Genomic DNA, 20,471 nt, shown 5'->3' with positions numbered 1-20,471 from the left:
TACCACGCCGGTCGCGCCGCGGTGCGTCTCGTCGCCCTTCGGTATCGCCGGCGGTTTCCTGTGCGGGATGGTCGTCGCCATCCTTGTCGCGATGCCCGCGCCTGTGTCGTCGCTGAGTCCAGCATTGCAGCCGCGGCGGGAGGGTACAACGGTCGCGGCGGATTTATCGATCGGGTTTAACGATGAATCCGCCGTTTCAAGGGGGTTATCCCTAGGGTCCGTGCGCGCCGCCACGGTCCAGCCGCGCCAGCAGCGCCGCGGCCCGTTCCATGGCCGCCCCGTCGATGCGCGCGCGCACGCCGTCGAACGACGGCCCGCGCGTGGCGTCCAGCCCCATGCGGGACGTGGTGCCCACGCCGGAGGCGGATGGGTCGAGCGCGCTGCCGGGCAGGCCGTCGATCACCACCACGTCCAGGTGCGGCTGCAGATGCGTGGCCATGGCCCACAGCACTTCCTCGTCGCGCGTGATGTCCACGTCCTCGTCGACCGCCACCACCGTCTTCAGGTAGGGATCCCATCCCAGCAGGCCCAGCATGACCTGGCGCGCCTCGCCCGGACGCGTCTGCCGCAGCGCGACGTAGGCGTGGAAATGCGTGCCCGAGCTGGGGTAGTGCACGGCGGTGACGCCGGGGAAGCGCTCGCGCAGCTTCTCCACCATCTCCGATTCCCGGGGAATGCGCCCGAGGTTCAGGTGCTCGGCGGAATTGCCGCCGACCACGTCGACCAGCCACGCATCGGCGCGCCGCATCACGCTCTGCACCCGCAGCAGATTGTTGGTGGAGCGGTCCGACGAATAGCCGGTGAACTCGCCGAACGGACCTTCGTCGACGCGCGCGTGCGGATCGATCACGCCTTCGAGCACGATCTCCGCGTGCGCCGGCACGAGGATGCCGTGGCACGGCGTGCGCACGACCTCCAGCGGCGCGCCGAACAGGCCGCCGGCCACGTGGCGCTCGTCGACGCCGAAAGGCAGCCGCGCGGCGCCGGCCAGCATGAACAGCGGATGGGCCCCGATCACCATCGCCACCGGCAGCGGCCGCCCGAGTTCGGTGGCCCGCTGCAACATGCGCCACAGGTGGCCGCGCGAATGCAGGCTGGTGGCGATCTCCGTCGGCGAGTGCAGCATCGAGCGGTGATAGCTGGCGTTGCCGATGCCCGTGTCCGGGTCCTCGGCGATCAGGATGGCGTTGGTGATGTACGGCCCGCGATCGCTGGCGAAATGCTGGATCGCGGGAATGCCGCGCAGGTCGATGTCGTGCGTCTGCACGCGCGCCGTGACCGCGCCGCTGTCCTGCACGCGCGGCGCCACCATGCGGCGGCTGCGCGCCTGGTATTCCGCGTGGATGCCCGCCGGCGGCACGCCGCCCAGCATGCGGCCCACGCGTTCGCGCGAGGCGAACAGATTCGTCACCAGCGGCGCGCCCAGGCCGTCGACGCGGTCGAAGACCAGCGCGGGATGGCGGCCCTGCGCGGCCAGCGCCCACACCAGTGCGGTGGGATCCTGGTTGGCGCCCACCGGCTCGCGGATATGCAGGACGTCGTCGGGAAAGGCCTCGCGATAGGCGGCGAGGAATTGATGGAAGTCCTGCGAGGTATCGCGGAACGGCGGGGATGCCGCGGCCGGCGGGGCCTGGACGGGGCGAGGCGCGGTGGGCGAGTTCATGCTCGGCTCCTGTGCTCTGGGGTTGCCGGGGCGAAGGCTGCCCCGGCGGCCGGATCGCCCGGCCACCGTGCCATGCCTGCCTGCGGAAAGAACTGCGAAAGGAACTGCTGGAGCGGCGAGAAGGGCTACCGCGTACTGGCGTAGGTGTCCTTGAGCCGTGCCTGGGCCTCCTCCTGCGTCTTCGGCGGAGCGGTCGGCTCGATGCCGACCAGCCGGGCGATGTTGTTGCCCATGTAGTCCTCCAGCCCGTCCTCGTCCAGGTCCATGCCCTGCGGCGCCGGACCGCACAGCATCTCCAGCTCGCGCAGCCACATGCCCGGCTCGTTGGGCGGCGTGTCGGTGCCGAACACGATCTTGTTGCGCGGCAGCTGCCGCGCGAACTCGACGATGCGCGACTGGAAGCACCAGCCCGATTCGCAATAGACATTGGGCGTGTCCATCGCCATCCAGAACGCCTCGAACGAATAGTTGCCGCCGGTCTGGATGCCGAAGTGCCCGATGATGAAATTGACCATCGGGAATTCGCGGATCACCGGGTAGAACATCGTCGGGATGGTGTAGGGCCCGTCGCCGGTGTGAATCAGCACGACCGTGTTGTACTTGGCGCAGACCTTCATCGCGGGACGCAGCCAGTCCAGCGCACGGTCCGGCCGGTAGCCGTGCATGTTGGCATGCAGCTTGACCATCTTGAAGCCATATTCCCGGATATGGAATTCCAGCTCCTGCGCGCCTTCCTCCGGGCCCCAGCGCGGGTTGAAGGTGAAGTTGCCGATGAAGCGGTCGGGGTACTTCTGGCACAGGCTGGCGACATAGGCCATGTAGTCGCGAATGCCTTCGCGGCCGCGGCGGTTGCCGTCGCGGTAGCCGGTGTTGCCCGGCGGCGGCTGGATAAAGCCCATGTCGATGCGGCGCGGCTTGCCGTTGATCATGTACGGGCCGTCCATCATCTTGAGCAGGCGTTCGCCGGTGAAGGGCTCGCCGGTGTGGCGCCAGGCCTCGTCGACGAGATTGGTGGGGTGCAGATGGGTATCGATGATCATGTCGTGTCTCCGGATCCGTTGTCGTTGGCGCGGGCGTGGCGCACGTGCGCCGGCCTCACGCCGCCAGGCGCGCCTGCGCTTCTTCGAGCGTGCGCGGTACCGGCGTCGGCTCCAGGCCGATCATGCGGGCCAGGTTGTTGCCCAGGTAGTCCTCCAGCGTGTCTTCGTCCAGGTTCAGGCCCTGCGGCGGCTCGAAACACAGCACTTCCAGCAGGCGCAGCCACATGCCCGGTTCGTTGGGCGGGGTGTCGGAACCAAAGAGGATCTTGTGTTTGGGCAGCACCTTGGCGAACTCGACGATGCGCGATTGCAGGCACCAGGCCGATTCGCAATAGACGTTGGGCATGTCCATCGCCATCTGGAACGGCTCGAAGCAGTAGACGCCGCCGGTCTGCACGCCGAAGTGGGCCATGATGAAATTGACCGTGGGAAATTCCTTGATCATCGGCACCCATTCGGTGGGAATGCTGTAGGGACCGTCGCCGGTATGCAGCTTGACCAGCACGCCGAGCTCGGCGCATTTCTGCAGCGCCGGGCGCAGCCAGTCCAGCGCGCGATCCGGCCGGTAGGCGTGCATGTTGGCCTGGAACTGGACCATCTTGAAGCCGAGCTTCGTGACGTAGTGCTCGATCGCGTTGACGCCGTTCTCCACGCCGCAGCGCGGGTTGTAGACGAAGCAGCCGATCAGCCGGTCCGGGTACTTGCGCACCATCTCGACGGTGTAGGCCATGTACGCGTCGATCGATTCGGCGCCCGACTTCTCGCCGTCGGTGAAGGTGTAGATCGTGTTGCCCTGCGGCGGCTGGATAAAGGCCTTGTCGATGCGGCGCGGCTTGCCGTTGATCGTGAACGGGCCATCCATCATCTGGATCAGGCGCTCGCCGGTGAACGGGTCGCCATCGTGGCGCCAGGCCAGGTCCACCAGGTTCGTCGGATAACAGCTGGTGTCGATGATCATGGGAGATCCCCTAACAATGACTAGGTTGGACACGCATGCGCGATGGCGCGCGCCGGAGGCCAGGGGGCATCCGGACGGGTCGTCGGTGCATGCTGCTATCGGGAGTCTTTGTCAGGGGAGCCGTTGGGAAATCGCGCCACCGACGAAACACTCCGTCAGTGAGCAATCTCCAGTTGAACGTCGCGGCATTGCACCGCTGCTGTTCAATCGACCGCTTCTACCCACGCGCTCTTTATACATAGCGCGTCGATGGTGCGTCAAGGAGGTTGTGTGTTGCGATGCGGGAGGTGGGCGGGGGTGGGCTCGGCGCTTGCGGCGTGGCGCGCCGTCACCCTCACCCCCGCCCCTCTCCCGCGAGGGGGAGAGGGGAGCAAACCGAACGCCCGCTCAACGCGCCGCGTTCAATCGCAACCCGTCCATCGCCGCAGCGATATCGGCGGCCGTGTTGTTCACCACCTGCCGATACGCCGCCACCACGCCTTCCGCGCCGCCGGGCGCGGGCAAGTCGGCCTGCGTGCGGCCCGCGACCATCTTGCCGTCCGGCAGGCGCCGCACGGTCCAGTTGATGGTGGCCGCCGCGCGCTGCCCCAGCTCGGCGTCCATGCGGATGACCTCGGTGGTGACGCGGTACAGCGGCTGCACGTCCGACAGACCCTGCTGATAGACATCGACCGCGCCGAGCACCACCTGCAGGCGCTGCGACAGCGCATCGCGCAGTTCGTCCGGCAACGGCGCGGACCAGCGCGACTGCTCCAGCAGGGTCAGCGCATCGCCGCCTCCGTCCCGCACCACCAGCTGCTTGCGGTTGAGGCGCTCGGGCACGCGCACGGGTGCGACCTCGATCCAGACCGGTTGCGCGGCTGTGGGGGACGCTGCCGTGGCGGCCGCGGACGCAGGCTCGGCGCCGGCCGCCAGCGTATAGAGCCGGGGTTCCGGCGAAGCGCACGCGGCAAGCAGCGTGGCGGCCGCGATGGCGCTGAGCCAGCGGGCGTGGCGCGGCAGCGGCGAAACGATGCGATGGGTCACTTGTCTTTCTCCGTCTTGCCGCGCAGCAGCGCTTCGGGATGGCGTTCGAGGTAGTCGGTCAGCGCCCGCAGCGAGACCGCGGTGCGCGTCAGTTCCTGCATCATGCGGCGCGTGTCCTGCTGCAGGGGCGCGTCGGAGGACAGCGTGCCGTTGGCCGCGTTCAGCGTCTTGCGCGCATCCTGCAGCGCCGCCAGCACCTCCGGCGCGACGTCGCCCTGCAACTGGCGCACGAGCTTGTCCGCGCTGGCCAGCGTGGTGTTCAGCGAGGCGACCGTCTTGCGCAGGTCCTGGCCGATCTCGTCGAACGGCACCTTGCCGAGCTTGGTGACGATGTCGCCGAGCTTGGCCTGCAGTTCGTCGAGCGCGCCCGCCGTGGTCGGCAGTTCGGCGATCGGCGCGTCGAGGTTGACGTTAGCCGGGCCGGCCTTCGGGAAGAAGTCCAGCGCGACGTAGAGTTGCCCCGTGAGCAGATTGCCGGTGCGCAGCTGCGCGCGGAATCCGCGCTTGATCATGTTCTCGACGATGACCCGGGCGCGCTGCTGGTTCTCCACGTCGTCCAGCTTGAAACCCATGCGCGCCGGATAGAGCTCGACCACCACGGGGAGCCGGAACGACCGCGTTTCGCGGACATAGTCGATGCCGATCGAGCGCACCTGGCCGACCACCACGCCGCGGAAGTCCACGGGCGCGCCCGGCGACAGGCCGCGCACCGACTGGTCGAAGTTGAGCACCGCGAGGGTCGGAGCCAGTTCGTCGGCCGCGCGCATCGCCTCGGTCTGGTCGCCAGCGAGCAGGAACTGCGTGTTCTCCGCCACGGGATCGCGCGCGGGCGAATCGTCCGGGGCCTGGAAGGCCACGCCGCCCAGCAGCACCGTCACCAGCGATTGCGTGGAGAGCTTGAAGCCGCCCGCGTCCAGCTTCAGGTCCACACCGCTGGCGTGCCAGAAGCGCGTGTCGGCGGTCACCAGCGTGTCGTACGGCTTGTTCACGAACACGCGCAGCGTGATGTCGCGGCCGTTGGGCTCGAGCTGGTAGGCCACCACCTGGCCCACCTGCACGCGGCGGTAGTAGACCGGCGAGCCGATATCGAGCGAGCCCAGGTCCGCCGCGCGCAGCACGAACTGCTTGCCCGACGAATCGGTGGTGACCACCGGCGGTTCCTCCAGGCCGGTGAACACGCTGACCTCTTCTTCGGACTTGCCCGCGTCGACCCCGACGTAGGAGCCGGACAGCAGCGTCTCCAGCCCCGATACGCCGCTGACGGCCAGCCGCGGACGCACCACCCAGAAGCGCGAGTCCTTGACGGCGAAGCCTTCCGCGTCCTTGGTCAGCGCGATATTGGCGACCACATACGAACGGTCCGCCGCGAGCCGCACCGATTTCACCAGCCCGATATCGACATCCTTGTAGCGCACCGGCGTCTTGCCTGGGACCAGGCCCTCGGCGGTGCGGAAGGTGACCTGGATGTCCGGCCCGCGCTCGGACAGGGTGCGCGCGAGCAGCGACAGCCCCACGACCGCGGCCACGATCGGAATCAGCCAGACCACCGAGGGCAGCCAGCGCGCCCGGCGCCGGCGCACCGGGTCGGGTACCGGCGGGGGAAAGGACGGGTTCAGGTCGGGATCAGGCATCGTTGGGATGGGGATGGGAGCCGGAGCTCGTCGGAGAGGGCAGCGTCGCGCGCGCGTCGTGCGCGTCCCACAGCAGGCGCGGATCGAAGGACAGGGACGCCAGCATGGTCAGCACCACCACCATGCCGAAGGCGGCGGCGCCGCTGCCCGGAATGACCGTGGCGAGCGCGCCGGCGCGCACCAGCGCCGCCAGCAGCGCGACCACGAAGATATCGAGCATCGACCAGCGGCCGATCAGCTCCACCAGGGTGTAGAGCCGCGTCTGCTGGCGCAGTCGCCACGTCGAGCGGAAATGCACCGACAACAGCAGGAACGTCAGAATCATCATTTTCAGCAGCGGCACCACGATGCTGGCGATCAGCACCACGATGGCGAGCAGATGGGAGCCCGTGACCCACAGATAGATCACGCCCGACATGATGGTGTCCTCCTGCGTGCCGAGGATGGACTGCGTCACCATGATCGGCAGCACGTTGGCCGGGATATAGAGGATGAATGCCGCCAGCAGGAAGGCCCAGGTGCGCGCCAGGCTGTCGGTCTTGCGCCGGTGCAGCGTCGCGCCGCAGCGCGGGCACGGCGTGCCCTCGAGCTCTCGGGGGCTGACCGCGTCGCAGGCGTGGCAGGACACCAGGCCCATCGAGGTCGCGGTCGGAACGTTGGGAATGGGTACGCGCTCGTCGTCGTCGGCCAGGCCCGCCACGACGCCGGCGGCCAGCTCGCGCGAGCGGCGCAGCGCGGCCTGCCGCGCCGCGGCGCGGTCGCGGCGGCTCTGTTGCGGTGGCGGCGGTGCGCTCATCGCGGCGGCCGCTCCAGATAGCGCCACAGGTCGCGCGGATCGAACGAGAGCATCGCGGCGAGCACGACGACCAGCGCGCCGAACGACCACAGCGCAATGCCGGGCAGCACCTCGGCCATGGTCGACAGCTTCACCAGCGACACCAGCACGCCGATCATGAAGACCTCGATCATGCCCCACGGACGGGTCTGGCGGATGCCGCGCACGATGCGGTCGAAGCCCCGCGGCATGCGGTTCTCCGCCATCGGCACCAGCAGATAGAGCATCATCAGCATTTCCGTCAGCGGGAACAGGATCGTGGTGGCGAAGACCAGCACCGCGACCAGCGTCATGTCGTCGGCGTACAGCGCCTGCACCGCGCCCCAAAGCGTGGTCTGCGTGCGCACGCCGCGCAGGTCCATCTCGACGATCGGATAGGCGTTGGAGACGATGAACAGGATCAGCGCGGTCACCACGAGCGGCAGCAGTCGCCGGTAGGCGCGGCGGCTCTCGTGGTACAGCTCGCCGCCGCAGCGCACGCACTGCGCGCGTTCGCCCGGCGAGATCGGCATGCGCCGGTACACGGCGTCGCAATACTCGCAGGCCACCAGGCGGTCCAGTTCGGCGCGCTCGGGATGGCGGGGGTCGGATGCGGTGGCGGCAGTCTCGTTCATGCTTGGCGGGTCCGCCGGGCGGGGCGGCGGGCGGGGAGCCCGCTGACGGTTGGCTCGCCCGGTTGGAGCGGGCATCGTCGAAAAGCGTTCCCCGCGGCCGTCCCGGCCCGGGGACTTCCCGAATATATCGGAAAACGCCGCGGGGACCGAATCACAGCTTGTACGTCGACAGCAGGATGCTGGTCTCGGTGGCGCCGATGCCGTCGATCAGCCGGATGCGGTCCAGGGTCCGGTCGAAGGCTTCCAGCGTGTCCGCCCGCAGCTCCGCGATGATGTCCCAGCGCCCGTTGGTGGTGTGCAGCGTCTGCACGTTGGGCTCGCCGCGCAAGGCCTGCAGGACCTTGCCCACCTTGTTGCCCTCCACCGCGATGGTGGTCCAGGCGCGGATGCGGTGCGCCTCCGCTTCGGGCTTCAGGCGCACGGTATAGCCCACGATCAGCCCCGCCTGCTCCAGCTTGTCGATCCGGTTCTGCACGGTGGCGCGCGATACGCGCAGGGACTTGGCCAGCGCGGTGGCCGGGGTGCGCGCGTTGTCGCGCAGCAGGGCGAGCAGTTGCCGGTCGATATCGTCCATGGCCGGGGCGGGTAGGGCGCAAAAGCGACAAATCCGCTTGAGTCGCCAGAATCAACAAAAACGTGACGTACTGGCGTTTCGCCAGTTTGCGCTCGCATTCTGGCACATCCCCGCGGCAATATGGTCAGTCTGCTGGCTTTTGGCTGGCGCGCGTGTCTCCCACAATGCATACCGTGCCGCCCCGCCCGGGGCAAGCGATACCTAAGGAGCCACTGTGATCGACCGTCCCACCATCCTGCTGGTCGCCCCGACCCACTACGACGTCTCCTACAGCATCAATCCGTGGATGGACCCGTCGCGCTGGGCCAGCGACCCGCGCGGCATGCATGGCAGCGCCTTGCGCGCCTTCGACCAGCTGCGCGCTGCGCTGGAGGGGGCCGGCTTCGCGCTCGAAATCGCCAGTGGCGAACCCGGTTTGCCGGATATGGTGTTTCCGGCGAATGCCGCCGTGGTGCTCGACGGCCGCGCCATGCTGGCGCGCTTTCGCTATCCGCAGCGCCAGGGCGAGGAAGTGCCGTTCGCCCGCGTGTTCGAGGGGCTGCGCGCGCGCGGGGTGCTCGACCACGTCAGCGTATTGCCCGAAGGCTGCTACCAGGAGGGCGCGGGCGACTGCATCTGGGATGCCGCGCGCGGCCATTTCTGGGCGGGCTTCGGCCCGCGTTCGTCGCGCGAGGCCGCCGGCGTGATGGCGCGTTACTTCGGCAAGGAGGTCGTCGCGCTGGAGCTGGCGACCGCGCAGAGCTACCACCTCGACGTCTGCTTCTGCCCGTTGGCCGGCGGCGAGATCCTGTATTACCCGCCCGCGCTGGCCGAGACATCGCTGCGCGAACTGCGCGCGCGCGTGCCGGCCCACCTGCGCATCGAGGCCGATGCCGACGACCTGCGCCACTTCAGCGTCAATGCGGTCAACCTGCACGACCAGGTGGTGATGACCCGGACCACGCCGCATCTGCGCACGGCGCTGGGCGAGCGCGGCTACCGCTTGCGCGAGGTGGATCTGACGCCGTTCATGCTGTCCGGCGGCGGCGCGTATTGCATGACGCTGCGGCTGGACCGCCGCAGCGCGGACGTCGCCCCCATGGCGATGCCGTCTGTCGCCACGGCTGCGGCATGAGCGACCGGCCGCAGGAGGGGACCATGATGAGCAAGACCGCGATGACACGCTTTCTCGATGCGGGAGACGTTGCCGCCCTGGTGCGCGGCATCGGCCCCGACAAGGCGCTGGCGCAGCTGGCCGACGAGGTCCGCACGGATTTCCTGCGCTGGCGGGAGTTCGAAACCTCCGCGCGCGTGGCGAGCCATTCGCCGGTGGGAGTGATCGAGCTGATGCCGGTCACCGACGGCACGCAGTACGCGTTCAAGTACGTCAACGGCCATCCGCGCAACGCACGGCATGGTCTGCCCACCGTCATGGCGTTCGGCGTGCTGGCCGAGGTCTCCACGGGCCTGCCGGTGCTGCTGGCCGACCTGACGCTGGCCACCGCGCTGCGCACCGCGGCGACGAGCGCGCTGGCGGCGCGGGCGATGGCGCGTCCCGGCGCCGACACGATGGCGCTGATCGGCAACGGCGCGCAGGCAGAATTCCAGGCGCTCGCCTTTCACGGCATGCTCGGCATCCGCGAGGTCCGCGCCTACGACGTCGATGCCGCCGCCACCGCGCGCCTGCGGCGCAATCTCGCCCATGTGCCCGGGCTGGCGGTGGTGCCCGCCGCTTCCGTGCGCGAGGCCGTCGCGGGCGCGGACATCGTTTCCACGGTCACGGCCGACAAGGCGCGCGCCACCATTCTGACGCCCGACATGATCGCGCCCGGCGTGCATATCAACGCCGTGGGCGGCGACTGTCCCGGCAAGACGGAACTGCATGCCGATGTCGTCCGGCACGCGCGGGTGGCGGTCGAATACGCGCCGCAGACCCGTATCGAGGGCGAGATCCAGCAATTGCCCGGCGATTTTCCGGTGACCGAGCTGTGGCGCATCCTGTCCGGCGACGAGCCCGGACGCACGGCGGCGGACGACATCACGCTCTTCGATTCGGTGGGCTTCGCGCTGGAGGACTATGCCGCGCTGCGCTGGCTGCACGCCTGCGCCAGCGCGCGGGACGCCGGGCGGCGCATCGAACTGGTGGCGGCCCCGGCCGATTCGCGGGACCTGTATGGGTGGATGATGGGCGCGGGCCCCGCGAGGGACGCGACCGCCGCGGTGGCGTGCGCGTTGCGGCGGCAGGGGGTCGCCGCGGGCTAGCGGCGCCGTTTCCCCGCCGGCATTCCCCGCGGGACTCAGAGGATATTGGGAGGCGCCGCACCGCGCATGGTCATCTGCGCGCGCAGGAAGCCCTTGATCTCGTCCAGCGTGGGGGTCTTCAGGAACACCATGATGCCCCAGTGCTGCAGGGCGTCGGCCACGCCGTCGTAGGCCTGGCGGTCCGTAATCACCGCGAATACGACGCCCTGGGCGTGAAAGAAGTTCTGCAGCTTCTGGATGACCTCGGTCTCGGCGTCGCTCAGTTCGTGCACGTAGTACAGCACGACGCGGGGACGGGCGCTCACCGAGGCGATGACCGTGTCGAGCACGTCCGCCACCACGGTGCTCCTGACGGGCATGCCCCAGCGCGCCAGCTGGGCCGGAATGCGCTGTGCCTCGACGCGGTCGGGATGAAACACCACCAGGTCCAGGTCGTGGCGCGTGGGCGGAATGTGGGCTTCGGCCCGCGCGATCAGCATCCGGTGCACGGTCTCCTTGTGGATGCGGCGATGGCCCCCGTTGGTCTTCCATGCCCCCAGTTCGCCGCGCTCGACCATCTTCTGGACGGTGCCCGGCGACACGTTCAGCAGGCGCGCCGCGGCGCGGGTGGTGTAGTAGGTTTTGTCGGCGGGTTGGAGCTTGGTGATCATGATGGTCTCGCGGACAGGCTCGCGGTGAAATGCGCCAAAGCCAGCGACCGGCGCGGCGCTGGCATGCGGGCGCATCGGAGGCGGGTATTACAGGGTCGTGTCGATCGGAATCCGGCGTGATGGGCCGGCGTGATCGGCCGGGGCGGGCGAGCGGCATGCGGGACGGACGCGCATGGACGCCACGGGTCAGATTGTTCCGGCCGCTGTGCCGCGCTTCTGTGGGTTGCCAGACATTTCTGTAGCTAAACGCGCATCTCCGACGCCTTTGGGGCGTGCCATCGGGGTATCGTTCGGGATTGTCCGTCCACCGTCCGTCCCGTTTTCCCGCTCATCCGCCAAATCCATGACCGCCATGTCCGCCGAGCCGGCCGCCCGTCCCGCCCATCCGTCCCCCGCCCATCTGCCCCCCGAGACCTTCCGCACCGTCGTGGCCAGCACGCCGCTGGTGGCCATCGATCTGCTGGTCCGCGATGGCGACGGCCGCTACCTGGTCGGCCGGCGGCGCAATCCGCCCGCCCGCGGCAGCTGGTTCGTGCCCGGCGGCAGGATCCGCAAGGACGAGCGCCTGGCCCAGGCCCTGCAACGGCTGTGCGAGGAGGAGCTGGGCGGCGGCACGCGCGTGGGCGCGGCCGTGTTCCGCGGCGCCTACGAGCACTTCTACGACATCAATTTCGCCGGGGAGGAGGGCGCCTCGACCCACTATGTGGTGCTTGCCTACGAGATGGCGCTGGAGCAGGCCACGGCCGCGCTGCCCGAGGCGCAGCACGGCGCCTATCGCTGGATGGCGCCGGCCGAGCTGCTGGCCGACCCGGAGGTGCACGCCAATACCCGGGCCTATTTCGAGCGCTGACGTGCGAGTGCGGGCGGTGCGCCCCGACCCGCCACTCACAGGCCGTACTTGCGCACCTTGTCGAACAGCGTGGTCTTGGCCACGCCCAGCGCCTCGCCCGCGCGGCTGAGGTTGCCGTCGTGGCGGCGCAGCGCATCGGCGATCAGCGCGCGCTCGAACTGTTCCACCGCCTGCGCCAGCGGCAACGCCGTCGGCTCGGTGGTGCCATGCTCGGGATTGCAGCCCAGGCCCAGCACGTGGCGCTCCGCCAGGTTGCGCAGCTCGCGCACATTGCCGGGCCACGGCCACGCGACCAGCCGGGCCAGCTCGGCGGGCGTCGGGGGCAGCGCCTCGCGCTCGAAGCGCAGCGCCGCCTGGGCGACGAAATGCCCGAACAGCAGCGCAATGTCCTCGCGCCGCTCGCGCAGCGGCGGCAGCTCCAGCGTGATCACGTTGAGCCGGTAGTAGAGGTCGGCGCGGAACCGGCCCGCGTCCGACATCGCCTTCAGGTCGGCCTTGGTCGCCGCGACCACGCGGGCCGTGACGGGCAGCGGCGTGTTCGAGCCCAGCCGTTCCACGACCCGCTCCTGCAGCACGCGCAGCAGCTTGATCTGCATCGCCATCGGCATGGTCTCGATCTCGTCGAGAAACAGCGTGCCGCCTTCCGCGTGTTCGATCTTGCCGATGCGGCGCTTGGCCGCGCCGGTGAAGGAGCCGGCCTCGTGCCCGAAGATCTCGCTCTCGAACAACTGCTCGGGCAGGCCGCCGCAGTTGACGGCGACGAAGTGGCGCGCGTGGCGGGCGCTGGCTTCGTGCAGCGAGCGGGCCACCAGTTCCTTGCCGGTGCCGGTCTCGCCGTGGATCAGCACGTTGGCGCTGGTGTCGGCCAGGTCCGCGATCAGCTTGCGCAGGCGTTCGATGGCGGGGGAGTTGCCGATCAGCTGGGCCGACACCTTGTCGCGGCCGGCCAGCCGCGCGCGCAGGTCCGCCACTTCGAGCGCAAGGCGGCGCTGCTCCAGCGCGCGGCGCACCACGTCGACCAGCCGCTCGGGGGCAAAGGGCTTCTCCAGGAAATCGTAGGCGCCCTGTTTCATCGCCTCCACCGCCAGCCCCACGTCGCCGTGGCCGGTGATCATCACCACCGGCAGCGTGGCGTCGCGCGCCTTCAGCTCGCGCAGCAGCGCCATGCCGTCGATGCCGGGCAGGCGGATGTCGCTGACCACGATCCCGGCATGGCCGGGCCCGATCTCGCGCAGCGCCGCCTCGGCATGGCCCACGCCGCGCGTGGCGATGCCTTCGAGGCGCAGCGCCTGTTCGCAGCCGAGCCGCACATCGGGGTCGTCCTCGACGATCAGCACCGAAAGGTCAGCCGGCATGTGCGTGCTCCTGGTTGGCGGGCGGCAGCACCAGCGTGAAGCAGGCGCCGCTGTCCGGATGATTGCTGGCGGACAGCGTGCCGCCGTATTCGTCCAGAATGCCGGCCGACAGCGTCAGCCCGAGGCCCAGCCCCTGGCCCGCCGGCTTGGTGGTGAAGAACGGTTCGAACAGGCGTGCGAATGCTTCCTCGGTCAGGCCGCCGCCGTTGTCGCGGATCGTGCAGCGGACCATGCCGCCGGCGAGCAGCGCGCGCATTTCCAGCTGCGGATCGGGGTGGCCGGCCATGGCATCGAGTGCGTTGCCGATCAGATTGACCAGCACCTGTTCGAGCCGGTTGGGATCGCACGCCACCACCAGGTCGGCGGGGATGTCGCGCACCAGCCGTGGCTGCAGGGCCTGCACGCGGGTATCGAGCAGGAACAGCGCGTTGTCGACCGCCTCGGCCAGCACTGCGCTGCGCCGGCCGTTGCGGGGTTTGCGCGCGAACGACTTGAGCGCGCCGGTGATGCGCCCCATCCGTTCGACCAGTCCGATGATGGTGGTCAGGTTGGCCTGGGCGCTGTCGTGGTCGCCGCGCGCGAGAAATTTCTGCGTGTTGCCCGACAGCGTGCGCAGCGCGGCCAGCGGCTGGTTCAGCTCGTGCGCGATGCCGGTCGACATCTGGCCCACGGCCGCCAGCTTGCCCGCCTGCAGCAGGCCGTCCTGCGCCTGGCGCAGGGTCGCCTCCGCGCGGATGCGCTCGGCGACCTCGGCCTGCAGGCGCGCGTTGGCGCCGGTCAGGTCAGCGGTGCGCTCTGCCACCTTGCGTTCCAGCTCGCTGTTGGCGGCTTCCAGCGCCGCGCGCGCCGCCAGCCGTTCGCTGACGATGCGCCGGCGCACGTTCCACGCGGCCGCCAGCAGCAGCACGAAGGCGGCCAGAACGGCGCACAGCGCCGCCGTGTTGAGCGCGGCCATGCGCGCCTGCGCGGTGTTGGACAGCAGCGTCAGGCGCCACTCCGTGCCCGGCAGCATGGTGTTCTGCGCCAGCATCGGCGGGCCGCCGCGCAGGCGCACCAGCGCATCGCCGTTCGCCAGTTCGCGCACCGGCTTCAGTTCCAGCAGAGGCAGCGGCGCGCGGTTGTATTGCAGGCTGCGGTCCAGCCGCTCGCGCTGGGCCGGGGACAGCGGCTCTCGCGCGGACAGTTTCCACGACGGCTCGGAGGCCAGGATGATCACGCCGTTCTCGTCGGACAGCAGCATGTGCGTGTCCGCGCCCTGCCAGCGCTGCTCGAGCGGTTCGAGGGCGATCTTGACCACCGCCACGCCGCTGGGCCGGTCGCGCTCGCCCAGCGGCGCGGACAGGTAGTAGCCGGACTCGCCCCTGGTGGTGCCCACGCCGTAGAAGCGGCCAAGCTGTCCCTCGATGGCGGCCTGGAAGTAGGGGCGAAAGCCCAGGTCCTCGCCGAGATAGCTGTCGGGGCGCTGCCAGTTGCTGGTGGCGCGCACGATGCCGCCGCGGTCCAGCACGTAGACCACCAGCGTGCCGGCGCGCGCGTTGACCGCGGCCAGGTGCGCGTTGGCCGCGGCCACGCGGGCGGGATCGGTGGGCCGCGCCAGCAGCGCGCCGATGCGCTCGTCCAGCGACAGCAGGCTGGGCACGAAATCGTAGCGGGCCAGTTCGCTCGACAGGGTTTGGCTGTACAGGCGCAGCTGGGCCTGGCCGCGCTCGGCCTGGCGTGCGAGCGCGCTGTCGTAGGTATTGCGGTAGCCGAGCCAGCCTGCCAGCGCGACCAGGCCCGCGAGCGCGAGCAGGGCGGCCAGCTGGCCCAGGGCGGCGAGGCCGCGGCGGCCGTGGAAAAACGGGGAGTGAGGCACGGTGTGGCGTGTTGCGTTCATGGTCCCGTGCGGGACCGGGGTCGATGCCCATATCTTTTACCACAGCGCCGTTCGCGGGCCCTGCAATGAAAAAGGCCCCGCCGCCTGATCGGCGGCCGGGCCCTGGCACGCTGGCGAGACAGCAGGGAGGCTACTTGCTCGCGACGACCTGAACGGGTGTCAGGACAGGGTGGCCGTCGGCGGTGGGTTCGTCCACCTCTTCGGCCACCGGCGCGCCGATCGCGCCCTCGCTCTTGGCGACGACGGTCGTGGCAATCGCATTGCCGAGCACGTTGGTCACGGTGCGGCCCATGTCGAGCACATGGTCGATGCCGAGCACCAGCAGGATGCCGGCCTCCGGCAGCCCGAACATCGGCAGCACGGCGGCCACCACCACGAGCGAGGCGCGCGGCACGCCGGCGATGCCCTTGCTCGTGACAAGCAGCACCAGCAGCATGGTGATCTGCTGGCCCAGGCTCAGCTCTACGCCGTACACCTGCGCGACGAACAGCGCGGCGAACGAGGTGTACATGATGGAGCCGTCGAGATTGAAGGAGTAGCCCAGCGGCAGCACGAAGTTGGTGATGCGCTCCTTCACGCCGAAGCGCGTGAGCTGGTCGATCACCTTGGGATAGGCCGATTCGCTGCTGGCGGTGGCGAAGCCGATCATCAGCGGCGCGCGCATGGTCTTGAGCAGGCGGAACACGTCGCGCCCGAGGAAGCAGTAGCCGCCGGCGATCAGCGCCACCCACAGCAGCGCCAGCGACACGTACATGCTGCCGAGCAGCTTGGCGTAGACCACCAGCACGCCCAGGCCCTGGGCCGTGATCACCGCCGCGATGGCGCCGAACACGCCGGCCGGCGCGAACGCCATCACGTAGTTGGTGATCTTGAGCATCACCTGGGCCAGCCCCTCGATGCCGGCGAGAAGCGGCTTGCCGATGCCGTCCTTGACGGTGCCCAGCGCGAAGCCAAAGAACAGCGAGAACACCACGATCTGCAGGATCTCGTTGTGCGCCATCGCTTCGACGAAGCTCTTGGGAAACATGTGCGCGATGAAGTCGCGCAGGTTCAGCGCGCCGGTCTTCAGGTTCGACGTGGCGTCCGCCGGCGGCAGCGGCAGCGCCATGCCGTGGCCGGGCGTCAACAGGTTGGCCATCACCAGGCCGAGCAGCAGCGAGGTGACGGAGGCCGCCACGAACCAGCCCATCGCCTTGATGCCGATGCGGCCCACCGCCTTGCCGTCGCCCATGCTGGCGATGCCGGACACCAGCGTGGCGAACACGAGCGGCCCGATGATCATCTTGATCATGCGCAGGAAGATGTCGGTGAGGATCGACAGATGATCGGCGATGGCCTTGGCGGCGGCCGCGTCGGGGGCCAGGTGATGCGCGGCGGTGCCGGCGAGCACGCCGGCGAGCATCGCCAGCAGGATCAGGGTGGGCAGTCGGGGCATGTTTCCTCGGTGTCGTGGCTGTTTTGGGCGGGAACGGCCTGTTATGGCGGCGCCAGGACGGCGCCGGGGCCTTGGTGGCGCCCTTTATCGCAGGAGCTGTGCCAGCCGCACCGGACCGGGAAGCGATACGCAACCGGTTGATATCAAAAGGAAAATGTTGCGGGAAGGTAAAGGACCGTTCGGCTGGCCGAACGGGCGTGACGCGTCGCCGTTCGGAAAACCGAACGGCAGAGTCCGTTGCGAAGAGGGAAAACGAGGGAGGGAGGCGCTTGAGTCCCGGACCCGAGTCCGGGGCGCTCCCGTCAGCCGGCGGGGGGCAGCGCCCCGTGCTGCTCCAGGTACTGCTCCAGCGGCATCGGACGGCCGATGGCATAGCCCTGGGCGTAGTCGACGCCGATCGCGCGCAGCACGTCCAGCGTGGCTTCGTCCTCCACCGATTCCGCGACGGTGCGGATGCCCAGGCGCCGCCCGATGTCGTTGATCGAGCTGACGATCTCCCGGTCCACCGCGCTGATCGACAGCTGGCGGATAAAGCTGCCGTCGATCTTCAGGTAGTCGACCGGGAACTGCTTCAGATAGGCGAACGAGGACAGCCCCGCGCCGAAGTCGTCCAGCGCCACGGTGCAGCCCGCGCGCCGCATGTCGCCCACCAGCCGGCTGGCCGCGGCCATGTTGTTGATCAGCGCGGTCTCGGTGATCTCCAGCTGGATGCGGCTGGCCGGCAGCGGCGAGGCGCGCAGCTCGGCATGCAGGAAGGGCAGCAGGAACGGCTCGCCCAGCGAATTGGCCGACAGGTTGACCGCCACCGTCAGCCCGGGCACCGCCTGCAGCGCCGCGCCGTAGTCGCGCAATACGTGGTGGATCACCCAGCGGTCGATGTGCCCCATCAGGTCGTAGCGCTCGGCCGCGGGAATGAAGGCGCCCGGCATGATCAGCTCGCCCTCTTCGTCCACCATGCGCACGAGGATCTCGATATGGACCGTGTGCGCCTCGCCGGGCTTGAGCGCGCGGATCTCCTGCGCGAACAGACGGAAGCGGTTGCCGTCGAGCGCCGAGTGGATGCCGGCGGCCACCTGCAATTCCTGGTGGTGCCGCTTGGCGTCGCTTTCGTCGCGGCGGTACACCGAGACGCGGCTGCGGCCCGCGGCCTTGGCGGCGTAGCACGCCACGTCGGCCCGGCTCATCAGCTCGCCCACCGGGGCCGCCTCGCTGTCGATGGCGGTGATGCCGACGCTGGCCCCGACGTCGTAGACGCGCCCGTCCCAAGGGAAGCGGCGGTCGCTGATGGCGTCGATGACCTTGCGGCAGACGCGCTCGCCCTGGTCGATGCTGCAGTCGAGCAGCAGCAACGCGAATTCGTCGCCCCCCAGGCGCGCCAGCAGGTCGCGCGGGCGCACCTGGCTGCGGATGACGTGCCCCAGCTCGCGCAGCAGCACGTCGCCCGCCGCGTGGCCGGCGGTGTCGTTGACGATCTTGAAGCGGTCCAGGTCGATAAAGCACAGCACATGGTGCTGGCCGTGCTGGCGGGCGCTGTCGCAGGCGTCGCGCAGGTGCTTCTCGAACCAGACGCGGTTGGGCAGCCCCGTCAGCGCATCGTGCGTGGCCGAGTGCGCCAGTTCACGCTGCAGCGCCCGCGCGCCGGTGATGTCCTGGAACACCAGCACGGCGCCGATCACGTGGCCGCTGGCGGTGCGCACGGGGGCGGCGGAATCCTGCACGTCGTGCCGCTCGCCGCTGCGGCTGAGCAGCACCGCGCCATCCTGCAGGTAGACGGGCCGCAGCGTCTGCAGGCATTGCGCCACGGGATTGGTGATGGGCGCGTCGGTCAGCTCGTCGACGACGCGGAACACCGATTCGAGCCGCTGGCCCATCGCCTCGGCCATGGTCCATCCGGTCAGGTGCTCGGCGATCGGGTTCATGAACGTGATGCCCAGCGCCGCGTCGGTACAGATGACCGCATCGCCGATCGAGCGCAGCGTGATGTGCAGCCGCTCCTTTTCCTCGAACAGCGCATCGGTCAGGCGCCGCTGCTCGGTGATGTCCCAGTTGGTGCCGACCAGCGAGTGGGTGGAGCCGTCCGCGGCGCGCGACGCCACCGCCATCGCGCGGATATGGCGCAGATCGCCGTCCGGCCGGCGGATCCGGTATTCGGTGTCGAAGCGGGCAATGCCCTTCATTGCGCGGCGCATGTCGCGCAGCGTGCCGCCCAGGTCGGCCGGGTGGATCATCGCGCGCCACTGCGCGAGCGTGGGATGGCCGCTTGCCGGATCGGTGCCGTGCAGCGCATGCATGCGTGTGTCCCACAGCACCGCGTCGCCCTCGAGGGTCCATTCCCAGATGCCGACGCCACCGGCCTCGACCGCCAGTTCGGTGCGCCGGGACAGGGCCTGCAACTGCTGATGGGCGGTCTTGCGCGCGTCGATGTCCTCGAGCTGGCTGATGAAATGCAGCGGCTTGCCGCTGTGCTCGTCGCGCACGAGCGATACCGCGAGCAGCGTCCACACGAAGCTGCCATCCTTGCGGCGGAAGCGCTTCTCCATGCGGTACGAGTCGATCTCGCGGGCCAGCAGGCGCGCCACCTGGCGCAGGTCCGCCTCGAGATCGTCGGGATGCGTGATGTCCTGGAAGCTGATGCGGGCCAGTTCCTCGGCGTCGTACCCGGTCAGCTCGCAGATGGCGCGGTTGAACTGCTGCCAGCGGCCGTCCAGGCCGATCAGGGCCATGCCGATGGCGGAGTGCTCCATGGCCTGGCGGAAGCGCCGTTCGCTCACGCGCAGCTCCACCCGGTCGCGCCGGTTCTGCTCGGTCAGGTAGGCGACGCAGATCGGGAACACCAGGATCAGCCCCGTCGACAGCTCGACGGAACTGGCCAGGAACGCGTGCGCGTCGACCAGTCCCATGCGCGCCGCCAGCAGCCCCAGCAGCACCGTGGATGCCATCGACAGCAGCGTCAGCAGGGCGGTGGCGAACGGATTCGTCAGCAGCGCCACGATCACCAGCGGCAGCGACAGCACCACGAACGGCGCCTCGGTGCGTTGCAGTGCGAGGCCGCCGACCACGGCGCACAGCAGCAGCAGCCCGGCCAGACGGGGCCAGGCGCTCGTGCGGAAGGTCTGGTTCAGCCGTTCGGCGTTGTACGACACGGCGAGCGGCAACAGCAGCAGCATGCCCATCGCGTCGGCGGTCCACCACGTCGACCACACGCGGGCGACAGGACTGCCGTAGGCGAAGGACACGGCCAGGCTGCCGACGGTGGCGCCGATCACCGGCGCCAGCGTGCAGGTCGCGCCGATCATCAGCGCGAAGCGCGCCAGCCGGACCGGTCCCGTGTGCCCCAGGCCGGCGCCCAGCGCGCGCACCAGCCGGGTGGCGAAGACGATCTCCGCCACGTTGGCGACGGCCAGCAGCGCCGCCACCCACAGCGGGTCGCCGTAGACCGCGTTGGCGGCCAGGCCGGCCAGCAGCATGCCGGCCAGCACCGCGGGTTCGTCGCGGCGCGGCTGGTGCAGGGCCACGCCCATGCCGAACGCGGTGCCCAGCCACAGCATGGCGGCGTTGCCGGGATAGCGCGACAGCGCGATGCAGCCCAGCGCCAGCAGGAAGAACAGCACCGACGAAAGGGCGACACGCTGCCAGCGCGGCATGGCGGTGGTGAGCGGGGCGGTTACGGACAGCGGCAGGACTTCCTGGTCTGGCGTCATGAAGCGTGGGGCTGGTGCTGCG

At 69.6% G+C, this 20,471-nt stretch carries 16 protein-coding genes; 3 read left to right on the top strand and 13 right to left on the bottom strand.

Annotation, left to right across the window (positions count from 1 at the left end; translation table 11 throughout):
• Positions 1-211 precede the first annotated feature (211 nt).
• From LDO27_RS12620 to LDO27_RS12585, 8 genes are all read right to left on the bottom strand, one after another.
• Positions 212-1,663: a UbiD family decarboxylase gene (locus LDO27_RS12620; RefSeq protein WP_224042096.1), complete on the bottom strand. Its 1,452-nt coding sequence runs from the start codon at positions 1,661-1,663 to the stop codon at positions 212-214.
• A 125-nt stretch (positions 1,664-1,788) separates the two neighbouring features.
• Positions 1,789-2,703 (bottom strand): amidohydrolase family protein, encoded by a 915-nt coding sequence (locus LDO27_RS12615; protein WP_222201702.1) that lies wholly within the window; start codon positions 2,701-2,703, stop codon positions 1,789-1,791.
• Between the two features lie 55 nt (positions 2,704-2,758).
• Positions 2,759-3,661: an amidohydrolase family protein gene (locus LDO27_RS12610; RefSeq protein ID WP_224042095.1), complete on the bottom strand. Its 903-nt coding sequence runs from the start codon at positions 3,659-3,661 to the stop codon at positions 2,759-2,761.
• Between the two features lie 387 nt (positions 3,662-4,048).
• On the bottom strand, positions 4,049-4,687 hold the full coding sequence (locus LDO27_RS12605; RefSeq protein ID WP_224042093.1) for a PqiC family protein: 639 nt from the start codon (positions 4,685-4,687) through the stop codon (positions 4,049-4,051).
• Positions 4,684-6,318: a PqiB family protein gene (locus tag LDO27_RS12600; RefSeq protein ID WP_224042091.1), complete on the bottom strand. Its 1,635-nt coding sequence runs from the start codon at positions 6,316-6,318 to the stop codon at positions 4,684-4,686. The genes LDO27_RS12605 and LDO27_RS12600 overlap by 4 nt, the downstream gene beginning before the upstream one ends.
• A complete protein-coding gene (locus LDO27_RS12595; protein WP_224042088.1) occupies positions 6,311-7,114 on the bottom strand; it encodes a paraquat-inducible protein A in 804 nt (267 codons plus the stop codon). Before LDO27_RS12595 ends, LDO27_RS12600 begins: the two co-directional genes overlap by 8 nt.
• A complete protein-coding gene (locus LDO27_RS12590) occupies positions 7,111-7,767 on the bottom strand; it encodes a paraquat-inducible protein A (RefSeq protein WP_222201698.1) in 657 nt (218 codons plus the stop codon). The genes LDO27_RS12595 and LDO27_RS12590 overlap by 4 nt, the downstream gene beginning before the upstream one ends.
• 151 nt (positions 7,768-7,918) lie before the next feature.
• Positions 7,919-8,341: an Lrp/AsnC family transcriptional regulator gene (locus LDO27_RS12585; RefSeq protein ID WP_222201697.1), complete on the bottom strand. Its 423-nt coding sequence runs from the start codon at positions 8,339-8,341 to the stop codon at positions 7,919-7,921.
• Positions 8,342-8,555: 214 nt separating this feature from the next.
• Here LDO27_RS12585 and LDO27_RS12580 point away from each other — a divergent pair, with 214 nt between their 5' ends.
• Both LDO27_RS12580 and LDO27_RS12575 read left to right on the top strand, forming a co-directional pair.
• Positions 8,556-9,455 carry a dimethylarginine dimethylaminohydrolase family protein gene (locus LDO27_RS12580; protein WP_224042086.1) on the top strand — a complete coding sequence of 300 codons (900 nt, stop codon included), beginning with the start codon at positions 8,556-8,558 and terminating at the stop codon, positions 9,453-9,455.
• 26 nt (positions 9,456-9,481) lie between these two features.
• Positions 9,482-10,582, top strand: coding sequence for an ornithine cyclodeaminase (locus tag LDO27_RS12575; protein ID WP_224042545.1), 1,101 nt, complete (start codon positions 9,482-9,484; stop codon positions 10,580-10,582).
• Between the two features lie 35 nt (positions 10,583-10,617).
• Here LDO27_RS12575 and LDO27_RS12570 read toward each other — a convergent pair whose 3' ends face one another.
• Complete coding sequence (locus tag LDO27_RS12570) at positions 10,618-11,232, bottom strand: helix-turn-helix domain-containing protein (RefSeq protein ID WP_222201695.1); 615 nt, start codon at positions 11,230-11,232, stop codon at positions 10,618-10,620.
• A gap of 343 nt (positions 11,233-11,575) precedes the next feature.
• Between LDO27_RS12570 and LDO27_RS12565 the strand changes: the two genes are divergently transcribed.
• On the top strand, positions 11,576-12,082 hold the full coding sequence (locus LDO27_RS12565; RefSeq protein ID WP_377747188.1) for a GDP-mannose mannosyl hydrolase: 507 nt from the start codon (positions 11,576-11,578) through the stop codon (positions 12,080-12,082).
• A 35-nt stretch (positions 12,083-12,117) separates the two neighbouring features.
• On the opposite strand, the gene LDO27_RS12560 is transcribed toward LDO27_RS12565, so the two are convergent.
• From LDO27_RS12560 to LDO27_RS12545, 4 genes are all read right to left on the bottom strand, one after another.
• Positions 12,118-13,437, bottom strand: a complete 1,320-nt coding sequence (locus tag LDO27_RS12560) for a sigma-54-dependent transcriptional regulator (RefSeq protein ID WP_224042084.1) — start codon at positions 13,435-13,437, stop codon at positions 12,118-12,120.
• Entirely contained in the window at positions 13,427-15,313 is a 1,887-nt protein-coding gene (locus LDO27_RS12555; protein WP_224042083.1) for a sensor histidine kinase, read from the bottom strand. Before LDO27_RS12555 ends, LDO27_RS12560 begins: the two co-directional genes overlap by 11 nt.
• 130 nt (positions 15,314-15,443) lie before the next feature.
• Complete coding sequence (locus LDO27_RS12550) at positions 15,444-16,748, bottom strand: dicarboxylate/amino acid:cation symporter (protein WP_222201692.1); 1,305 nt, start codon at positions 16,746-16,748, stop codon at positions 15,444-15,446.
• 302 nt (positions 16,749-17,050) lie between these two features.
• Positions 17,051-20,449, bottom strand: coding sequence for a diguanylate cyclase (locus LDO27_RS12545; RefSeq protein ID WP_224042081.1), 3,399 nt, complete (start codon positions 20,447-20,449; stop codon positions 17,051-17,053).
• Positions 20,450-20,471: the final 22 nt, after the last annotated feature.

Origin of the sequence: Cupriavidus respiraculi (assembly GCF_914271545.1) — a bacterium.
In the GTDB taxonomy this organism is placed as follows: domain Bacteria; phylum Pseudomonadota; class Gammaproteobacteria; order Burkholderiales; family Burkholderiaceae; genus Cupriavidus; species Cupriavidus respiraculi.
This window is presented reverse-complemented; position numbering and strand designations above follow the sequence as displayed.

Coding starts and splice junctions, on each gene's coding strand:
- LDO27_RS12620 (WP_224042096.1), bottom strand. CDS start 1,663: ATGAACTCGCCCACCGCGCCTCGCCCCGTCCAGGCCCCGCCGGCCGCG.
- LDO27_RS12555 (WP_224042083.1), bottom strand. CDS start 15,313: ATGAACGCAACACGCCACACCGTGCCTCACTCCCCGTTTTTCCACGGC.
- LDO27_RS12585 (WP_222201697.1), bottom strand. CDS start 8,341: ATGGACGATATCGACCGGCAACTGCTCGCCCTGCTGCGCGACAACGCG.
- LDO27_RS12600 (WP_224042091.1), bottom strand. CDS start 6,318: ATGCCTGATCCCGACCTGAACCCGTCCTTTCCCCCGCCGGTACCCGAC.
- LDO27_RS12590 (WP_222201698.1), bottom strand. CDS start 7,767: ATGAACGAGACTGCCGCCACCGCATCCGACCCCCGCCATCCCGAGCGC.
- LDO27_RS12560 (WP_224042084.1), bottom strand. CDS start 13,437: ATGCCGGCTGACCTTTCGGTGCTGATCGTCGAGGACGACCCCGATGTG.
- LDO27_RS12545 (WP_224042081.1), bottom strand. CDS start 20,449: ATGACGCCAGACCAGGAAGTCCTGCCGCTGTCCGTAACCGCCCCGCTC.
- LDO27_RS12595 (WP_224042088.1), bottom strand. CDS start 7,114: ATGAGCGCACCGCCGCCACCGCAACAGAGCCGCCGCGACCGCGCCGCG.
- LDO27_RS12615 (WP_222201702.1), bottom strand. CDS start 2,703: ATGATCATCGATACCCATCTGCACCCCACCAATCTCGTCGACGAGGCC.
- LDO27_RS12570 (WP_222201695.1), bottom strand. CDS start 11,232: ATGATCACCAAGCTCCAACCCGCCGACAAAACCTACTACACCACCCGC.
- LDO27_RS12610 (WP_224042095.1), bottom strand. CDS start 3,661: ATGATCATCGACACCAGCTGTTATCCGACGAACCTGGTGGACCTGGCC.
- LDO27_RS12550 (WP_222201692.1), bottom strand. CDS start 16,748: ATGCCCCGACTGCCCACCCTGATCCTGCTGGCGATGCTCGCCGGCGTG.
- LDO27_RS12575 (WP_224042545.1), top strand. CDS start 9,482: ATGAGCAAGACCGCGATGACACGCTTTCTCGATGCGGGAGACGTTGCC.
- LDO27_RS12565 (WP_377747188.1), top strand. CDS start 11,576: ATGACCGCCATGTCCGCCGAGCCGGCCGCCCGTCCCGCCCATCCGTCC.